Genomic DNA, 17,519 nt, shown 5'->3' with positions numbered 1-17,519 from the left:
GCGGGTTCCTGTGGTCTGGCGCTGTTTAGCCGAGATGACGCTGAACCCATTGCACTTCTTCCGATGCCGTCCGGCCGAAATGACGCTTGAAATCGCGGCTGAACTGCGCAGCGCTCGCGTATCCCACGGATGTCGCAACCTGTGAAATCGTTGCACTCTTGCGGGCGACCATCAACCTGGCTTCGTGGAGCCGCAGGGCTTTAACATACTGCATCGGACTGCTGCCTGTCAGGTCTTTGAAATGCACATGGTAAGAGGGTACGCTCATGCCGACTGCGCTAGCCAAATCGGCAACCGCGATCTCGGAACTGAGGTTTTCTCTCAGCCATGCCAGGCTCTGGATGAGCTTGCCCGATACGCCTGTCTGCTGGAGGGCAGCAACAAGCGCGCCGCCCTGCGGGCCAACAAGAACCCGGTAATGCAGTTCGCGCAGCAGCGCGCTTCCTAGCACCTTGGTCTCGACGGCACTGCAAAATGCTTTCAGCATGCGCTGGAGCACATCTTCGAGGTCCGTCGACATCCTGCTTGATTGCAAGCTCTTGACCTTGGTGCTTGCCAACTTCGTGTATTTCTCGACCTCAATGGCGATCTCAGCTGCCATCTGCATATCGAACTCGACATAGACTGCAAATAGTGGCCGTTCCGGGCTCGCCTGTGAGGTCATCCTGAACGGTACGGGCAGCGAAACGGCGAGATAATGCTCTTCGTCATAGGAATAAACTTCCCCGTCCAGCATGCCTTCCTTGCGACCCTGCAATACAAAGACCGCCCCGGGCTTGTAGAGAACGGGGACATCGTGAAGCTCGGCTTCCGAGCGAAGGATCCGCACCGACGCAAGTCCGGTAGGATTATAACCGTGGCGCGGGGCCAGCCGCGACGCTCGTGAAACAAGCTCACCGCGAAGGCGCTCTCTCTGTGCACAATTCATAGGATTTGGCAACATATTAAAAGGTTTCGCAATCGATAAGTAGTCCTTCAGATATTATTTGTCATGAACGAGTTCAACCATGAAAGGTGAAACATTATGTTGAAGAAGACGTTTTTTATCACAGGCGTAAATTCCGGATTTGGTCTGGCCATCTCGTCCGCGGCCGCCGCCGCCGGCCATACGGTCATTGGCACTGTGCGATCTGAAGCGTCGCGTAGCACACTTGCTGAAGCTCTCCCTGCTGTGCGGACTGTTCTGTGTGACGTTACCGAGTTCGACCGCATCGATAGTGTCGTACGTCTTGCCGAGGAAGAACATGGACCGGTCGACGTCCTGATCAACAATGCAGGTTACGGGCATGAGGGTGTCCTCGAGGAGTCGCCGATTGAGGAAATGCGGCGCCAGTTTGACGTCAACGTATTTGGTGCTGTCGCAGTGGCAAAAGCATTTTTGCCGAAGTTCCGCGAACGACGTCGCGGCTTTATCGTGAACGTCACATCAATGGGGGGGATGATCACGATGCGGGGCATCGCGTATTATTGCGGCAGCAAGTTCGCCCTGCAGGGCATATCGGAAGTGATGCGCGCTGAAATGGCTCCTTTCGGTGTGCATGTGACCGCGGTCTGCCCAGGGTCTTTTCGAACAGACTGGGCTGGTCGCTCGATGATCCGCACGGAGCGTTCGATCGCCGATTACGACCAACTTTTTGATCCGATTCGAGAAGCAAGACAGGCCGTGAGTGGCAAGCAGCTGGGGGATCCCGCCAAGCTGGCAACGGCAGTGCTTGAGCTCGTTGAAAACGACAATCCGCCAACGCAGCTTTTGCTCGGCAGCGATGCTTTGAAGCATGTTTCGGCCAAGATTGAGCGACTTCAGGAAGAAATTGCAGCCTGGAGGCACGTCACGATTTCAACCGACGGCTGAGTAATCGGAGCTATATGGGACACATAGACATCATAAACCTTCCCAGTCCTTCTTCCTTCGATCACTCAGTGCGTCAGCTCAGTTCTCGGAGGCAGCTAGAGCCGGTTGCAGGCTGGGCATGAGATGGAGATTGACGGGCGACATGCTGGGCGGCGATTCACCGCCCAGAGATCCTGCTTTCAAGCGATCGTTAGTTGAACGTCAATATTGCCACGCGTAGCATTTGAGTAAGGGCACGTTTGATGGGCCGCGTGGACAACACGTTCAGCGTCTTCACGAGAAAGGCCAGGCGCGTTCGTTACGAGCTCTACCGTCAGACCGTAGCCGCCGTCCGAGCTTGGTCCAATGCCCACGATGGCTTTGACTGAGGCATCCGCCATGTCAATCTTCATTGTCCGAGCGACAAGTTTGAGGGCGCTCAGGAAGCATGCCGCGTACCCTGTCGCGAACAACTGCTCGGGATTGGTTCCGTCCCCTCCAGATCCACCAAGTTCTGTTGGCGTCGATAAACGGACGTCAAGACGGCCGTCCTCTGTTCGGGAGCTGCCATCGCGTCCGCCGCTGGCGGTCGAGGAGGTCTTGTATTTTACTTCCACGGACATACGAAAATTCCTTCTACTGATGGTCAATGACGACGAGCTTCTTAGAGCTCACAATCTACCTACTACATGGTAGACTAGATTCAGTCAACGCGCGCTTGGTTCCGTCTTCGCGGCGGCGCTTTACGGCTCGAAACGACGCTTATGCAAGTGCAGCCAAATCAACCTCTTGACAAACTTCCTACTGGAAGGTAGATAAACTGTATGAGCAATCTTCTTACGACATCCGACGAGATCATCAACTGCACCAAGCAGTTGATCATCGCTGGAGGCTACAACGGCTTCAGCTATGCAGATATTGCTGAAGTTGTTGGAATCCGCAAGGCAAGCATCCATCATCATTTCCCTAGCAAGGTCGATCTGGTCCGTAAGCTGGTCATGCGGTACCGTGAAGACGGGGAGGCGGCTGTTGCTGCGCTTGAGCGCAACACCCAAAATTCTCTCGAGACCCTTAAAGTCTATGCAGGACATTGGGCGGAATGCATCGAAGACCGCAGCAGGCCGTTCTGCGTATGCGGATTGCTTGCTAGTGAACTTCCAGTCCTGCCGCCGGAAGTGGCTGCGGAGGTTACAAGCTTCTTCCGCTTCCTTTCCACGTGGTTGACATCGATCATGGAAAAAGGAGCGGCCGAAGGATCGCTCAGGCTTTCTGACACACCTTCTGTAGAAGCCGAAACGTTCATCGCATGTATTTATGGGGCGATGCTCTCAGCGCGTGCCTACAATAAGCCGGAAGTTTTTGCCACGGTCATGACGCCTGCTTTGAAGCGCCTGTCTCCGACATCCAATTAAACCCAGCCGGGGCGATACGTCGACCCGGCTAATTTCAACCCTAGATAACTACCAACTAGTAGGAAGTCACAATGATGAAGAATATTCTCCCCGCGCTGATGCTTGGTTTCGCCGGAATGGCAGCCACCGTCGCTCTGCCAGCGCACGCTGAAGACAAAGCACCGCAGGTACACATCCGCGGCAGCATCATCAGCTATAGTGGTTCAACCCTTCAGGTAAAAACCCGCGAAGGCGACACCGTCGCCGTTGCTCTTGCCGACGGCTGGAAAGTCTCCAGCGTGGCAAATGCCAAGGTCGAGGACATCAAGCCCGGCGACTTCGTCGGCATTGCATCTCTGCCCAAGGATGGCGGCGGTGACGGCGCGCTTGAAGTGCTCATCTTCCCGCCAGCACTGAAAGGTGCCGGTGAGGGAAGCTATGGCTGGGATCTCAAGCCGAACAGCAGCATGACGAACGCGACGGTGGCCGATGCCGTCAAGGGCGTTGACGGTCGCACCGTAACGATGTCGTACCAAGGCAAGGAAAAGAAGATCTCGATCCCGGACGGCACTCCAGTCGTGACGTTTGCTGCCGCGACCAAGGATGACCTTGTCCCGGGCGCCGTGGTTTTCATTCCAGCTGAGAAGGCCGCAAGCGGCACCGTCGCCCATCAGGTGCTGGTTGGCAAGAACGGCGTGGTCCCGCCCATGTGATCACGCTGTCGCCGGCCGGTCCAGCCGCCCCATCTGGACCGGCCGGCGCCGTAAAGCAAACAAAGCCGTCAAGATCCCGCCGAGGACGCTCCATGACCGACACCGCCAACAACGACAATATCCACTACCCACGGACGGTCTATGTCCAGCGCCATTCGGTTGTGACCCGAGTGACGCACTGGTTGAACGTCCTCTGCCTCAGCTTTCTGCTGTTGAGTGGCCTTCAGATATTCAACGCTCACCCCGAGCTTTATTGGGGACATTATGGTGCTGACGGTGACCCAGCAGTCCTGACGATAGGATCCTCCGGGCAAGGCGACGGTCTTCGCGGTTTCGTCCGGGTGGCCGGTGTCGAAGTGTCAACAACAGGTGTGTTGGGCGTTTCCAGCTTCGAAGGGGAGCGGACGCCAAGAGCGTTCCCGGCGTGGATAACTATTCCATCGTTTCAGGACCTTGCGGCCGGGCGACGCTGGCACTTCTTTTTTGCCTGGCTGTTTCTGATCAATGGCCTTCTTTACCTCGGTTTCAGTTTGCTGAGCGGTCACTTTCACCGGGACATCACCCCAATCCGCAGCCAGCTGTCGCCACAGCATCTCTGGCAGGAGGTTCGGGATCATGCCCGCCTGCGCTTTCCCAAAGGACAGGAGGCCAAGAGGTATAATGCGCTACAGAAGCTAACTTATCTGGTCGTCATTGTCGTTCTACTTCCCCTGATGGTTCTGACGGGTCTGACGATGTCGCCGGGCGTCGATGCTGCATTGCCGGCACTCGTAGACATCTTTGGCGGTCGCCAGTCGGCTCGTACCATACACTTCATCACCGCGTCGCTCTTGGTTTTGTTCGTCATCGTTCACATTGCCATGGTCGTGCTGTCCGGCACTTGGAACAATATCCGTTCGATGATCACCGGTCGCTACGCCATCCAGGAAGAAGGTCCAAACACATGAGCCGCATCCTCACTCGCCGCAACTTCCTGATCGGATCGACATTGGGCATCAGCGCAACCGCACTAACTGGCTGTGACCTGCTGGATCAAAATGCCGGCATAGCCGAGGTGCTTAAGTCGGCGGAGCGACTAACCATGACGGGGCAAAGGCTTCTGCAAGGCCGCAACGCCTTGGCGCGCGAATTCGCTGAGACCGATATTTCCCCGTCGTTTCGCGTCAACGGGACCAGCGCACCTGACAGCGAAGAATATGCCGCACTTTCTGAAGCAAAGTTCGCAAACTGGAGACTGAAGGTCGAGGGGCTTGTGGAGCGGCCACAGGAACTTTCGCTCGCAGACCTCAAGACGCTACCGGCACGGACGCAAATTACACGTCATGACTGCGTCGAAGGGTGGAGCGCCATAGGAAAATGGACCGGCGTTCCCCTCGCAAATGTTCTCGCACTGTCAGGTCTCAAGTCCACGGCCCGCTATTTGGTCTTCCATTGCGCCGACGAGTTGCAGAAGACCCTGGACGGCAGCGGCCGGTACTACGAAAGCATCGATCTCGTTGACGCGTTTCACCCGCAGACGATGCTTGCCTATCAGATGAATGGGCAGGATCTGAGTGTCGGCCACGGGGCGCCCCTGCGTCTGAGGGTGGAGCGGCAGCTGGGCTACAAACAGGCCAAATACCTGATGCGCATCGAAGCCGTCGACAGTTTTGCGGGCTTGTGGGGCGGGAATGGCGGTTATTGGGAAGATCGAGGATACGAGTGGTACGCAGGCATCTAGGCAAGCTCACAGCGCCTGCCGTAGCTCGCTTGTTCCAATTTCATTAGCTTCACGGGGAAGTGTCCATGTTTGCAAGAGATCCGGCTCACGCAATTGAACTGATCGACGAAGCATTCCAAAATGCGGATATCGATACGCTCGTCAGCCTGTATGATGACAAAGGCGTTCTAATCTCGACAGAGCTGGTGCCGGGTCAGGAAATCCGTGGCAAGCAGGAACTGCGCGCCTTTTATTCGCGTGTGCTTCGACCGAGCATGTTTACTGTTACCCAGATCAAGACGCATATCGTCGAAGCTGATGGTATCGCATTGCTAACATCGAAGTGGAGCCTGGCGCGTGAAGGCGCTCAGACTAAAACCTTCATCGCCACGGTCGTGTTTCGACGCCAACCCGATGGGGGCTGGAAGGATCTTATCGACACCAGTCCCGCGACGCTTGGAAGTTTTTGGCAACTGGACGAAACCGAGTCTTGATCGCTCGGCTTGGCATTATTGCCAACGAACAAAGTCCAGCGCGCACGCGCACATTAACCTCTGATGACGAGGATTAAATATGAACAGGTCCAGACGGGTGGCGAAGATCGCAGCGATCTCACCGGTAGCCGCCGCCGCAGCCGTGTATGTCGATCATACTTTCTCGATCGACTCTGATCCGGATAATCGGTGGGTAGCGAAACGACAATCGGACATGACGGCCGCTTTGGACAAAAGACGCGCTCTAAAAAGCGAAGATTTATTTTCCCCTGACGTCACCGCCGAACGCACTGCTTCGGTCTCGGCTGCCGGAAAGGAAAGTACCCCGCTGAAGTTGTCGGGCGAAAGCCAGAGGATTGGGGAAGGAAACTGGGACGAAGCCGTCCCGTTCGGGAAGCATTTCGGCTACCTGTAGACAAGCCGCCGCGGGTGAATGCCGTCTCTCCCGGCGTGCTCGATACGCCCTAGTGGGATGCGGATCCCGACAAGCAGAAGCAGGAGATGTTCAAGGAGTTTGCCGCCAAGACGGCGGTCGGCCGAAGCCCGGCATGACGCGTCGCTGATATCTGATCGTTCAATCGTCTTGCAAGGAAAGTTCCGGTGTCCCGATCTCAACGTGAACGTCTCGATGTGCAATTACGCAGCATGGCTGCCCAACCCAGACGGCAGATCCCGGAGTTGTGGCAGGCGTTCGAGAGACTCATGGCCACAATGCCGGCGCCAGATGGCGTCAGCGTTGGCGAGACCGCGTTGGCCGGGCGGCGCGTCTCGGACGTGCCGTAGCCGATTTCACTTTCGCCCTTCTCGGGGGCAGAACAAGATTAGTGCGAAATCGTACGCCAATCAAATTCGTCCATATTTTCGTAGTCTTAGGAGTCGTTTCCGGCACCCGTCGAAAGCTGGCTCAGACCTGAGCCATACCCCCATCAACGGCTATTTCCGCACCGGTGGTATAACTGCTCTCGTCGCTCGCAAGGAAGAGGGCAGCTGCCGCTACCTCATCAGGTCTGCCCATACGCCCGAGAGGTATCATACCAGACAGTGCGTCTCGAACTTCCTGTGAGGTACTTGCCATCATCGCCGTATCGGTCGGTCCAGGGCTGACAACGTTGACGCGAATGCCTTTCGGAGCAAGTTCGTTTGCCCACGTGCGTGTGAACGATCGGACTGCGGCTTTGGTCGCACCATAGACACCATAGCCTTTGGTGCCTATATCGCCCGCAATGGAACCAATCAGCACAATCGCTCCGCCGGGCTGCATGATGTCGATGGCACCCTGCGCCGCGAACACGAGGGATCGGACGTTCAGGCCGAATGTCCGATCGAAATGATCCTCAGAAATGTCTCCAAGGGGTGCATATTCCGATAGGCCTGCATTGAAGACGAGCACATCGATGCGGCCATGTTCCGACCGGATACGCTCGAAGACGCGCTGAAGATCAGCGTTGTCGCTGGCATCCGCCTGTATTGTGTAGATGTGGCCGGTGCCGGCTGATTCAGGCGTGCTCTCCGCGTCCTTGCGGCTGGTTGCGTAGACCTGCGCTCCCTCTCTGGCGAACCTTTGAGAAACGGCTCCGCCGATACCACCGACACCGCCAATCACCAGGGAAATCTTGTTTGCTAATCTGGTCATATGAACTCCATCAACACTGATGAGGCCAAGATATATTCTCTATACCTACGGTCAATTACGCACTATCTGTAAAGCAGATATCGAGGAGTATACCTATGTCCGCAATGAAAGAAGGTGCGCTCATCAAAGCTTGCTCGTCTCAAAGCCACAAAGCTGTCTCCGCCGAGGCGTTGCTTGACGTTGAGAAGGCGCGGCCCGTGCTCGAGCAGATCGCCAACAAGTGGTCGGTCCTGATCCTGACCGTCCTGTGTACTAGGCCGTCACGGTTCAACGAGATCATGCGGCGCCTGGACGGGATTACGCACAAAGCCCTCGCCGACGCATTGAAGCGCTTGGAGCGCAATGGACTCGTTCGCCGTGAAGTGCTCACGACAACGACACCGGTCGGCGTCGAATATACCATCACCCCGCTCGGCCGCTCCCTTCAGCAGCCGTTCGAGGCGCTCTACGCTTGGTCCATGACCTACGGTCCGGAGCTGGAGCGCGCGCAAGAAGATTACGATCGGGCTCGAGACTAGCTCGGCTGGCATCGGCCAACATTCGATTGCTCAGCCGGGCCGCTTATCACGCGGCAGCGTTCACGAGATGGTCCGACACGGTCGAGATGAACGCGCGAAGACGCTGAAGACGTCTTAGGTCTCGGTGATATCCCATCCAGATGTCTCGGGCCGGCGGCGGCGTCGGCAGTTCCAGTCTGCGGATACCCGCGATCTGACTGCCGACCACGCGGGGAAGGACGGCGATCCCGACGCCTTGCCGACACATGCGCCCCTGGACGTTGCGGTTGTTCGATCGCAGGACGGGCCTCGCGTTGGGGAAACTCTCGATGAGCCAGGCGATATCGGGGAACTGCCCGGTTGACGTATCGTGGGTGATCAGCCGGAAACCAGTCCCGTCGCCATATTTGGGATCAGGCGACTCCTCGGCGATGTAGGCACCGTATTCGAGCTTGAAAAGCCGCCGTTGAACCACATCGGCAGTGTTGAAGGGAACGATACGAAAAGCGATGTCGGCCTCCCGCTGAGCGAGGTTGAACAGGCGCGTGCCGGTCAGGATCTCGACGTCGACATTGGGGTAGGCGTTCGAGAAATCCGCCAGAATGGGAGGCAGGACATAGGCCCCGAACCAGTCCGCTGACGAAATGCGCAGACTGCCTTTGAGATTCTGCTCCTGCCCCGCGAGCCGGCGCTCCATGGCGAGCGCGCCCTCTTCCATCTGCTCCGCCAGCGCGATGATCCCGTGGCCCTCTTCGGTCAGGACAAGACCGTCCGCAGTCCGCTGGAAGAGCGTGTGACCGATCGCCTGCTCAAGTGCGCGCAGGCGCCTGCCGACGGTCGGATGGCTTGTCTGAAGAGAACGCGCGGCGCCGCCGAGCGTGCCGGATCGCGCGACAGCAAGAAAAATTCTGACGTCACTCCATTCCATCGCCACACCCTCACAAAACTGAACACCGAGAATACAGTTCTGTCACTTAAAGAACAAATCTAAACACCTAGATTTTTGTCATCGTCTGAGGGTGCCCCTCCTGCAGATTCGACGACTTTCATGAGGTCGTTTGGATGAAGGAGACGCGCCATTGGCGTCGTCTGAAAACAACTCGGAGAAAAACCAATGAAAACTTGGCTCATCACGGGCTGCTCAAGCGGCTTCGGCCAGCGGCTCGCACTCGCTGCAGCACAGCGCGGCGATCAGGTCATCGCGACGGCACGCAATGTCAAAACGATGGTAGAAATGGTTGAGCCTTTCGACGGCCGCATGATCACCTTGCCGCTCGACGTGACGGATGCGGCGGCAGCCAAGACCGCGGTCGAAAAGGCGGTGGAGACATTCGGCGGCTTTGATGTGCTCGTCAACAATGCCGGCTACGGACTGTTTGGTGCGATCGAGGAAGGCACCCCAGAAGAATATCGGCCGATGTTTGAGGTGAACGTCTTCGGTCTGATGGAAACCACAAGAGCAGCCCTGCCGATCCTGCGACGTTCTGGCGGAACGATCGTCAACATGTCGTCCGGCGCAGGCATCGCGGGCAGCGGCGGTGCGGGATATTACAATGCCGCAAAGTTCGCCGTGGAAGGAATTTCCGAAGCGCTCGCCGGCGAGCTGAAGCCGTTCGGCATCCGTGTGCTGATCGTCGAGCCTGGGCCCTTCCGCACCGATTTCCTTGGCCGTTCAATCACGATAGCGGCCAACGAGATGCCGGAATATGCCGCGAGCTCGCGCAAACACTATCGCGAAACCAACAACGGCAATCAGGCGGGCGATCCCGATAAGGCGATCGCGGTGATCCTTAAGGCAGTCGATGCCGATGACGCCCCGCTTCATCTGCCGCTCGGCCCCGCGGCGCATTCGATCGCCGAGCGAAAACTGGCTTCTTTCCGGAGCGATATCGATGCCTGGCGCGACATCACGATCGCCACCGATTTCGACCAGCCCTGAGCGCTGGCCGCTAGCCCTGTTTGAACTCAACATCGACTGGAAAGTCATCATGATCGCAACTTTGAAGGGGTTTACCCAGCAGCTGGTGCCGGTGAACGGCATCAAGATCAACGCCGTCACGGGCGGCTCCGGTCCCCCGATCCTTCTGCTTCACGGCTGGCCGGAAACATGGTGGGAATGGCACCATGTAATGCCGCTGCTGGCCGAGCATTTCAGCGTGGTGGCCATTGATCTGCGCGGCGCGGGCTTTTCCGACTGCCCGCTTGACGGCTATGACAAGGCGACGATGGCGCGAGATGCGCACGAGGTCATGGTTGCCCTTGGGCATAACCGCTACGCCGTCTGCGGCCATGACATTGGCGGAATGGTGGCACTGCCCCAGGCCGCCATTTATCGGGAGGCTGTCACCCACCTGGCGGTGCTCGACGTTCCGCTTCCCGGCTGGACGCAATGGGAGGCGACGACGGCAAGGATCTGGCACTTCAGCTTCCATATGAACCGGGATCTACCGGAACGCCTGATCCATGGCCGCGAATATGATTATGTTTCGGCCTTCATGGCGGAGCGGTTCTACGATCACAGCACGTTCAATCCGGCGGACATCGAGATCTACGCGAAAGCGATGGCCCTTCCTGGCCGCACGCGCGGCGGCATGGAATGGTATCGCACCCTTGCCGCCGACCATGCGGCCGCACTCGAGTACAAGAAGCGACCGCTCGAGATACCCGTGCTCGGTCTCGGCGGAGAGCAGCGCTTCGGTCCGCATATGGTCTCGATGCTCAAGGAGTTTGCCACCAATGTCATGGGCGGTTCGATTGAGCGGTGCAGCCATTATGTCGCGGACGAGCGGCCGGATGAAGTCGCGGCCGCTCTGATCGATTTTCTCAAGCCCAATTGAAACTCTGCGACCGCCTGGCCGCAGGCCGGGGGATCGCGACATTGCGGGTGAGTCGCGCCCGCACCCATCGCGTTCGATCGATTAAACATGAAAGGAAAAGTGTCATGACCGCACCTCAAATTCGCGGCGTCAACCATATCGGCATCACGGTGCCCGATATCGAAGCAGCAAAATCGTTCCTGGTGGAAGCTTTCGGCGGCCAGGTGATCTATCAATCGTTCGGACCACAGGATCCGCCGCGGCAGGGACCCGAATTCGAGCTGGCCACGGGTGCTTTCCCTGGAACGGTCGTACACGCGCAGGCGATGGTTAAAATTGGAACCGGACCTGACATCGAGCTCTTTGAAATGCACGGCTCCGAACAAGCCCAGCCGGTTCGAGCGAGCGACTTCGGCATTACCCACTTCGGTGTCTACACCGACGACATCGACGCATCGGTAGAGCGCTTCAAAAGGGCTGGAGGAACGTCTCTCACTGCGCCGCGCGCTATCCCCTATGCAACCGAGAAAGGTCCTGGAAACAAAGTCTGTTACTGCCGCATGCCATGGGGCACGACGATTGAGTTTATCACCACGCCCGACCGCATGGGCTATCGCGACCAAACGGATCTGCGTAGGTGGCAGGACGAGGAATGAGGGTGAGCTTTGAGAACATAACGTTTCGCCACAGCTTTCTGTCGGGATGGCTGCGGCCTCGGCGCTGGCAGGTTGCGCCTCTACCTCCGGCACCGGATCAAGACCGATTTCGCAACACAAATATGAAGGAACTACCGACCATGTCGATCTTCAGCAAAGCAGCCGTTGGCCTTACGGCCGTACTTTTGTCTTCTGCCGCCGTGACTGCGCCCGCCTTAGCCGACGCGCGAAATATCGTGCTCGTCCATGGTGCGCTCGTGGATGGCTCCGGTTGGCGCAGCGTTTATGACATCCTGATACGGGACGGCTATACTGTCAGCATTGTCCAGCAGCCACTGACAGGCTTGGACCAGGACGTCGCAGCCACCAAAAGCGTGCTTGAGCAGCAGGACGGCGACGTCGTTCTTGTCGGTCACAGCTACGGTGGTACTATCATCACGGCGGCGGGCGATGATCCTAAGGTCAAGGCACTTGTCTATGTCGCGGCGCTGCAGCCCGAAAAGGGCGAAAGCACCGCACAGTTGCTCCAATCGATGCCTTCACCGACCGATGATATAAAGCCGACCAAGGATGGCTTCCTGCTTGTTGACCGGGCAAAGTTCGCGTCCGATTTCGGGGAGGATCTGCCAAAGAATCAGGCCGAATTCATGGCCCGATCTCAGATGCCGGTCGCCGTGGCTGGCGTCAATGCGAAGGTTTCGGTTGCCGCCTGGCACAATAGACCTAGCTACGGAATTGTGGCGAAGAACGATATGACGATAAACCCCGCCCTGGAGCGGTGGATGTACAAGCGCGCTGGTTCAACGGTGACAGAGGTAGAGGGCAGCCACGCTATCTATATCTCGCAGGCCGCTGCAGTCGCAAAGGTTATCGAGGAAGCAGCCAAAGCTGCCAAGTAGCGGCGGCATGCATTCTGCATAATGCGCCTGTCTCGATAAACTTGCTAGCTGCGTCACGTCTGGGACGCAGCCGTCTCTGGCTCAACGATGAAGAGCGTCATCGGCTGAGTTGCCCTGACGCCTTGTCCAGATGCCACTCCGGCGGGCGAAGTGAAGGACTGTCCGACATCGCTGGCCGTTTCAACTTTTTCATTCAGCGGCCCTTAAAAATTCGCGACGCTTGTATCAGTGCCGCTAGCAACCACCAACGATTGCGAGGACCACTATGGATCGAGAGATCATCATACCCGACGAGATGCAGGAGATCGTCAGCCGAGCAGGCTATGCTCCCGCGGTTAAAGTTGGAGACACAATTTACGTCGTCGGCCAAGTCGGGCGGACCAAGGATCTCAAGATTGTTCACGATCCTTTAGAGCAATTCAGAGCTATGTGGGACAATTTACGGATTGTCCTCGAAGCCGCTCAATGCACGTTCGATGACATCGTGGAATTGACAAGCTATCACGTCGAAATGTCCAAGCACATGGACGTGTTCCGGACTGTCAAAAACGAGGTGTTTCCGAAGGGAACCTATGCGTGGACCCGGATAGGTGTCTCTGAGCTCGCGCACCAGGGACTCCTCGCTGAGGTGAAATGTGTTGCCGTAAAGCGATGATGGAACCCATGTGTCGCGAACGAACCTTTCCACGCTGAGCATAAAAGATACAGCAGCTTAGTGTATCGGAGGGGGTGGACTTTGGTTCGATTCCCTTCAAGGCGAACGCCCCTAAAAGCAATCCCTAGTCGAATCGCCGATGTGGCGAAGGAACACGGCCTTCCCACTAAGAAAGCCGTGCCGAATAGTTAGTAGCATTCAGAGCTGAGGCCGCATCGCCCGTGTCGAGCTGACGTTTTCAAGCAGGGATGCGATGTGAAGAATAGTCGATTCAGCCTGCCACTTGCCTACGATCTGGACGTTGATCGGCAATCCTTCCTTGCTTGTTCCAAACCGCATCGACACGCCTGGAAGACCTGTAATATTGAGAGGCACGGTAGCGCCCTGCAGGTAGGTTGCGTCGACTGTCTTGCCGTCGATCACAAATTCCTCGACGCCATGCTTATGCGCCGGGATTGGCAAGACGTGAGTGATCAGCGCGTCATAGCGTAAGAAGTAATCGGCATAGCCATCACGTAAGCGCTCGGCGGCCTGTTCGGCGTCGATGTAGTCATCCATGGAGGTGTCCGGCAGGGACAGCATTGTCTTTGCCATCTTGTAAAGTTCGTCTTCCCGACGACCAGCGGTCGCCTCACGGAAGGCTGGCTTCATCTCCATGACGTGGAGACGGTTGAAGACGTCAAGCGCGAAGTCCTTCTCCAGTGCGGGGATTCCGACATGCTCGACCGAGACACCCAGGTCTTTCAACGCCTCGGCTGCAGCCTTAACTGTGGCGGCAACTTCCGGATGGACAGGGCCGAATCCCGGTCCGACCATCCAACCCACGCGAAGCTGCCGATATGGCTGCCGGCCAATGCCTGCGTCGAAAGGAACCGTGCTGGAGGCGAATGCATCTTGCCCGTCCGGGCCTGCCAGCTGCGTGAAGGCCAGTGCGATGTCACGCACCGAACGAGCCATTGGGCCAACGTGCCAGAAGCGACGCGGCGCACGTGGCCAGATGCCTGTCATCGGCACGCGCCCATGGGTCGCTTTCATCGAGGTGATGCCGGTCTGCGCGGCGGGACCGCGGACGGAGATTGCAAGGTCAGTTCCCAGGCCGATCGGCGACATGCCTGCAGCAATGGCTGCGGATTCACCGCCGCTCGACCCACCTGGCGTGCGCTCCAGATCCCATGGGTTGTTGGAGCGCCCGGACAGCAAGTTGTCGCTCTCGATCCAATAAGAAAATTCCGGGAGGTTGGTCTTGGCAAGAAGGATGCCACCTGCCTGCTTCATGCGGGCGACACTTGTGGCGTCACGGTCTGGCGTACGACCTTTGAAGATCGGCGAACCACGCTGCGTCAGAACGCCGGCTGTGTCGATCGAATCCTTGGCGGTAAACGGCACGCCGTGCAGTGGGCCGAGTTCCTCCCCAGCAAGGACTGCGGCTTCTGCTCGGCGGGCGGCTTCAAGCGCTCCATCGGCAACAGTCACGATTGCATTGACCTGGGGGTCGACCGCCTGGATGCGGTCGAGATGTGCCCGAACGACTTCGACAGGCGATACGTCTTTATTGCGGATGAGTTCGGCCAGCTTAGTGGCATCGGCGAAAATCAGTTCGTTGCTCATGGCGTTCTCGCTAACTAACGGTTGGTAGGCAAGTCAGAGCTAGTGCTTTACAAATCCTCCGTCAAGCCCTATCTAACATTTGTTAGGATGAAGCGGAGTTTGTGGATTATGTCCGGGAATGCGAGGGAAGCCATACTGGCCGCAGGGCGTTTAAGCGCTCAAGCGCACGGCTATGGGGGGCTCAACATGCGCGAGCTAGCGGCCGAAGTCGGTATCAAGGCGGCCAGCATCTATCACCACTTTCCAAGCAAGGCCGATCTCGCAGCCGCGATCGCAAAGCGCTACTGGCAGGACACGAAGGCGTGGCTCGAAGAAGTTGCCGACATAAAAAGCGATCCGAAGGCTGCTCTCCGAAAGTATCCGGAGACGTTCCGGATGTCGCTGGAGAACGGTAATCGCCTGTGCCTCGGTAGCTTCCTCGGCGCGGAGTACGACGATCTTCCTGAACAGGTCAGGACAGAGGTGCAGACCTTCGCTGACGTCAATATCGCCTGGCTAGCGGAGCGGCTGCTCGATGCCGGCCTGACGGATAAGAAGGGAAGCGATGCGCGGGCAAGGTCAATCTTCGCCGCGATCGCGGGAGCGCAGCTCCTTGCCCGCAGCAGGTCCGACATCTCGCTGTTCGACGCAATGGTCGAAAGCTATCAAGAGGCAGGCTTGTTGCCAGGCGGATAGCCGAACTGCTCGATCGAGATCAGCTATTTTCAACGTCGATCGAGCACATTTTCGGGCGGAACTTCGCTCACCTCGTTTGTTGCCGCATAAATCGGAGATTACAGCAAAACGCCTCGTGCTTGTGGCTCTCCTGACTTCGAGACTATCGATGACCCATATGATTCTCGCGACAAAATGATGAGTGCATCGTTCGGAAGTGGGCGGGCAAGATGTTTTGCCTCGTCCCACGGCGCCCGCATCCATATGTCGGTCTCTTCCTTTGTCAGGAGGAGGACCGGCATTGCTTTCTCGTGGATCGGCTTCACGAGATCGTTGGGATCCGTGGTTAGAAAACCATAGAGATCGTCGGTCGTGAGCCCGTCCCGAACCTTCCAGACGCTTTTCCACTGTGGCACATGGATGCCGGCAAAGAACATCAGCGATTTTGCTTCATCGCGGGCAAACCAGGCGTTGGGTACATTACCACCTTCCTGTTTGCTCGCCGGATCCGGCTCGGCGAAGCTGGTGACTGGGACAAGGCATCTGTGTTCGACGCCGAACCATCGCGTCCACTGCGGGAAATTGAGCTTACGCACGTTTGTCGTGCCGCGGTCCGCCTCCATGCGGATCAGCTCCTCGAGATCAAATGGCTTGCCCTTGGCCGCGAGCTTCTCGGCCTTGGCTTTGGCTGCTTTCTCGAGTGAGGCGTGCGATGACAAAGGTCGTCTCGATCTATCTTCCGGATCTGCCGACGGAGCGCATTCGTCGCGCCGATCCCTCCATTTCGCCTGAACAGCCGATCGCCGTGATCGCAAGGAGCCAGAGCGCAATTAGCAACGTCAGTTTTGTTCGAGAAGTTGGATCCGGCGCGCTACTGTGGATTGTGATGTATCCAGCGCAAGTGCCGTCTGCCGAAAACTACCGTGCGCGGCGGCCGCGATAGCGCAGCGAAGGCACCGAAGATCAAACGTGAGGTCCGGCACGTCCATCCGATCTTCAGTCACGCCTTGCTCTCGGCGCTTTTCGCTAGCGAAATCGCTGTGGTTCGCTCTTCGATTGCTCGGACCACAGCGATCATATCGTCGCCGCCAAGGCCCAAGGCTTCCGTCTCCGCGTAGAGCGTGAAGCAGGCGTCCATCTGAGGCGAGGCTATGGCTGCCTCCCGGGCAGCTTCAATGACGAGGCGACTGTTCTTAAGAACGTCGGAGATCCCTGCCTGACGCTCAAAATCTCGACGCATCACCTTCGCAGCCTTGATCCGCGACACGTCGCTCGCCATCGGGCCGGCGTCAAGAATGGCTATGAAACGGTTCAGATCGAGACCGTTGCGCTCGGCAAAATGCGCCGCCTCGGCGAGGCCCGTTACCATGGTGATCAGAAACACGTTCACCGCGAGCTTCATGCGCAGAGCGTTGGGTGCCGGGCCACAATCGAAGACTTCCCGACAAAGCGGTTTGAGTAGAGGCCGTATCTCGGCCAGGTCCTCTTTCTCCCCCGCCAGCATCCCCACAAGTTCACCGGCCTCCGCAGGCTTGCGCGACCCCGAGACTGGTGCCTCCACATAGCGCCCGCCTTCCTTCTTGATCTCGTTTGCCAACGCAAATGAGTAGCCGGGGCGCACCGTGCCCATCGCGACGATCCGGCGTCCGGCCACACGTTCGGTAAAATCGGGTAATCCGCGGCCAAGCACGGCGTCGGTGGCAGCCTCGTCGGCAAGCATCAGGATAACCGTCCCGGATCGTTCAAATACATCGGCAGCGCTGGGTGCAGCGATCGCGCCGAGTTCCACCAGCGGCCCGCAACGCTCGGCAGAACGGTTCCACACGATCAGTTTCGTTCCCGCTCGGACGAGATTTAAAGCCATCGGCAATCCCATTGTGCCTAGCCCAATGAACCCGATCGACGTCGACTTGTTCATCCTGTGTCTCCTGTTTTCTCAGGAGATTAATCCGTCCCAACAAATTCGAAAATTT

21 protein-coding genes and 1 pseudogene are annotated in these 17,519 nt (G+C 57.7%); 14 read left to right on the top strand and 8 right to left on the bottom strand.

Annotated elements, in window-relative coordinates:
* Positions 1–25: 25 nt before the first annotated feature.
* A complete protein-coding gene (locus tag FHT28_RS32385; RefSeq protein WP_168598469.1) occupies positions 26–943 on the bottom strand; it encodes an AraC family transcriptional regulator in 918 nt (305 codons plus the stop codon).
* A gap of 81 nt (positions 944–1,024) precedes the next feature.
* Between FHT28_RS32385 and FHT28_RS32380 the strand changes: the two genes are divergently transcribed.
* Positions 1,025–1,852 (top strand): oxidoreductase, encoded by an 828-nt coding sequence (locus FHT28_RS32380; RefSeq protein WP_168598468.1) that lies wholly within the window; start codon positions 1,025–1,027, stop codon positions 1,850–1,852.
* Between the two features lie 179 nt (positions 1,853–2,031).
* On the opposite strand, the gene FHT28_RS32375 is transcribed toward FHT28_RS32380, so the two are convergent.
* On the bottom strand, positions 2,032–2,454 hold the full coding sequence (locus tag FHT28_RS32375; RefSeq protein WP_168598467.1) for an organic hydroperoxide resistance protein: 423 nt from the start codon (positions 2,452–2,454) through the stop codon (positions 2,032–2,034).
* Between the two features lie 201 nt (positions 2,455–2,655).
* Between FHT28_RS32375 and FHT28_RS32370 the strand changes: the two genes are divergently transcribed.
* The 6 genes from FHT28_RS32370 (at position 2,656) to FHT28_RS32345 (ending at position 6,543) form a co-directional block, all read left to right on the top strand.
* Positions 2,656–3,243, top strand: a complete 588-nt coding sequence (locus FHT28_RS32370) for a TetR/AcrR family transcriptional regulator (RefSeq protein ID WP_168598466.1) — start codon at positions 2,656–2,658, stop codon at positions 3,241–3,243.
* Positions 3,244–3,314: 71 nt separating this feature from the next.
* Complete coding sequence (locus tag FHT28_RS32365) at positions 3,315–3,935, top strand: hypothetical protein (protein WP_210255949.1); 621 nt, start codon at positions 3,315–3,317, stop codon at positions 3,933–3,935.
* Between the two features lie 92 nt (positions 3,936–4,027).
* The gene (locus tag FHT28_RS32360; RefSeq protein WP_168598465.1) at positions 4,028–4,882 is read left to right on the top strand and encodes a cytochrome b/b6 domain-containing protein; all 855 of its coding nucleotides are present in this window, start codon (positions 4,028–4,030) and stop codon (positions 4,880–4,882) included.
* Entirely contained in the window at positions 4,879–5,655 is a 777-nt protein-coding gene (locus FHT28_RS32355; protein WP_168598464.1) for a molybdopterin-binding protein, read from the top strand. Before FHT28_RS32360 ends, FHT28_RS32355 begins: the two co-directional genes overlap by 4 nt.
* Before the next feature lie 65 nt (positions 5,656–5,720).
* On the top strand, positions 5,721–6,128 hold the full coding sequence (locus FHT28_RS32350; protein ID WP_168598463.1) for a DUF4440 domain-containing protein: 408 nt from the start codon (positions 5,721–5,723) through the stop codon (positions 6,126–6,128).
* A 79-nt stretch (positions 6,129–6,207) separates the two neighbouring features.
* The gene (locus FHT28_RS32345) at positions 6,208–6,543 is read left to right on the top strand and encodes a hypothetical protein (RefSeq protein ID WP_168598462.1); all 336 of its coding nucleotides are present in this window, start codon (positions 6,208–6,210) and stop codon (positions 6,541–6,543) included.
* 489 nt (positions 6,544–7,032) lie between these two features.
* Here FHT28_RS32345 and FHT28_RS32340 read toward each other — a convergent pair whose 3' ends face one another.
* Positions 7,033–7,761, bottom strand: a complete 729-nt coding sequence (locus tag FHT28_RS32340) for an SDR family oxidoreductase (RefSeq protein WP_168598461.1) — start codon at positions 7,759–7,761, stop codon at positions 7,033–7,035.
* A 104-nt stretch (positions 7,762–7,865) separates the two neighbouring features.
* Here FHT28_RS32340 and FHT28_RS32335 point away from each other — a divergent pair, with 104 nt between their 5' ends.
* Complete coding sequence (locus FHT28_RS32335; RefSeq protein WP_168598492.1) at positions 7,866–8,279, top strand: helix-turn-helix domain-containing protein; 414 nt, start codon at positions 7,866–7,868, stop codon at positions 8,277–8,279.
* A gap of 46 nt (positions 8,280–8,325) precedes the next feature.
* Here the strand turns inward: FHT28_RS32335 and FHT28_RS32330 are convergent, their stop codons facing one another.
* Complete coding sequence (locus FHT28_RS32330; RefSeq protein WP_168598460.1) at positions 8,326–9,186, bottom strand: LysR family transcriptional regulator; 861 nt, start codon at positions 9,184–9,186, stop codon at positions 8,326–8,328.
* Between the two features lie 186 nt (positions 9,187–9,372).
* Between FHT28_RS32330 and FHT28_RS32325 the strand changes: the two genes are divergently transcribed.
* The 5 genes from FHT28_RS32325 to FHT28_RS32305 all read left to right on the top strand — a co-directional run bounded on the left by FHT28_RS32325 (position 9,373) and on the right by FHT28_RS32305 (position 13,284).
* Positions 9,373–10,197, top strand: coding sequence for an oxidoreductase (locus tag FHT28_RS32325; protein ID WP_168598459.1), 825 nt, complete (start codon positions 9,373–9,375; stop codon positions 10,195–10,197).
* A gap of 49 nt (positions 10,198–10,246) precedes the next feature.
* Positions 10,247–11,095 (top strand): alpha/beta hydrolase, encoded by an 849-nt coding sequence (locus tag FHT28_RS32320; protein ID WP_168598458.1) that lies wholly within the window; start codon positions 10,247–10,249, stop codon positions 11,093–11,095.
* A gap of 104 nt (positions 11,096–11,199) precedes the next feature.
* Positions 11,200–11,730, top strand: a complete 531-nt coding sequence (locus FHT28_RS32315; RefSeq protein ID WP_168598457.1) for a VOC family protein — start codon at positions 11,200–11,202, stop codon at positions 11,728–11,730.
* A 140-nt stretch (positions 11,731–11,870) separates the two neighbouring features.
* A complete protein-coding gene (locus tag FHT28_RS32310) occupies positions 11,871–12,629 on the top strand; it encodes an alpha/beta hydrolase (protein ID WP_210255948.1) in 759 nt (252 codons plus the stop codon).
* A gap of 265 nt (positions 12,630–12,894) precedes the next feature.
* Positions 12,895–13,284 carry a RidA family protein gene (locus FHT28_RS32305; RefSeq protein WP_168598455.1) on the top strand — a complete coding sequence of 130 codons (390 nt, stop codon included), beginning with the start codon at positions 12,895–12,897 and terminating at the stop codon, positions 13,282–13,284.
* A 198-nt stretch (positions 13,285–13,482) separates the two neighbouring features.
* Here the strand turns inward: FHT28_RS32305 and FHT28_RS32300 are convergent, their stop codons facing one another.
* Entirely contained in the window at positions 13,483–14,892 is a 1,410-nt protein-coding gene (locus tag FHT28_RS32300) for an amidase (protein WP_168598454.1), read from the bottom strand.
* 108 nt (positions 14,893–15,000) lie between these two features.
* Between FHT28_RS32300 and FHT28_RS32295 the strand changes: the two genes are divergently transcribed.
* Positions 15,001–15,567 carry a TetR/AcrR family transcriptional regulator gene (locus FHT28_RS32295; protein ID WP_168598491.1) on the top strand — a complete coding sequence of 189 codons (567 nt, stop codon included), beginning with the start codon at positions 15,001–15,003 and terminating at the stop codon, positions 15,565–15,567.
* A 98-nt stretch (positions 15,568–15,665) separates the two neighbouring features.
* Here FHT28_RS32295 and FHT28_RS32290 read toward each other — a convergent pair.
* From FHT28_RS32290 to FHT28_RS32280, 3 genes and pseudogenes are all read right to left on the bottom strand, one after another.
* A pseudogene (locus FHT28_RS32290) lies at positions 15,666–16,250 on the bottom strand (SOS response-associated peptidase); the annotation flags it as partial.
* A gap of 135 nt (positions 16,251–16,385) precedes the next feature.
* Positions 16,386–16,535, bottom strand: a complete 150-nt coding sequence (locus tag FHT28_RS32285) for a LysR family transcriptional regulator (protein ID WP_168598490.1) — start codon at positions 16,533–16,535, stop codon at positions 16,386–16,388.
* Positions 16,536–16,546: 11 nt separating this feature from the next.
* Positions 16,547–17,464, bottom strand: a complete 918-nt coding sequence (locus FHT28_RS32280; protein WP_168598453.1) for an NAD(P)-dependent oxidoreductase — start codon at positions 17,462–17,464, stop codon at positions 16,547–16,549.
* Positions 17,465–17,519: the final 55 nt, after the last annotated feature.

The organism is Rhizobium sp. SG570 (genome assembly GCF_012275345.1).
Lineage (GTDB): Bacteria > Pseudomonadota > Alphaproteobacteria > Rhizobiales > Rhizobiaceae > Rhizobium > Rhizobium lusitanum.
The sequence above is the reverse complement of the archived record's forward strand: the minus strand, read 5'-3'. Positions and strand labels throughout refer to the sequence as shown.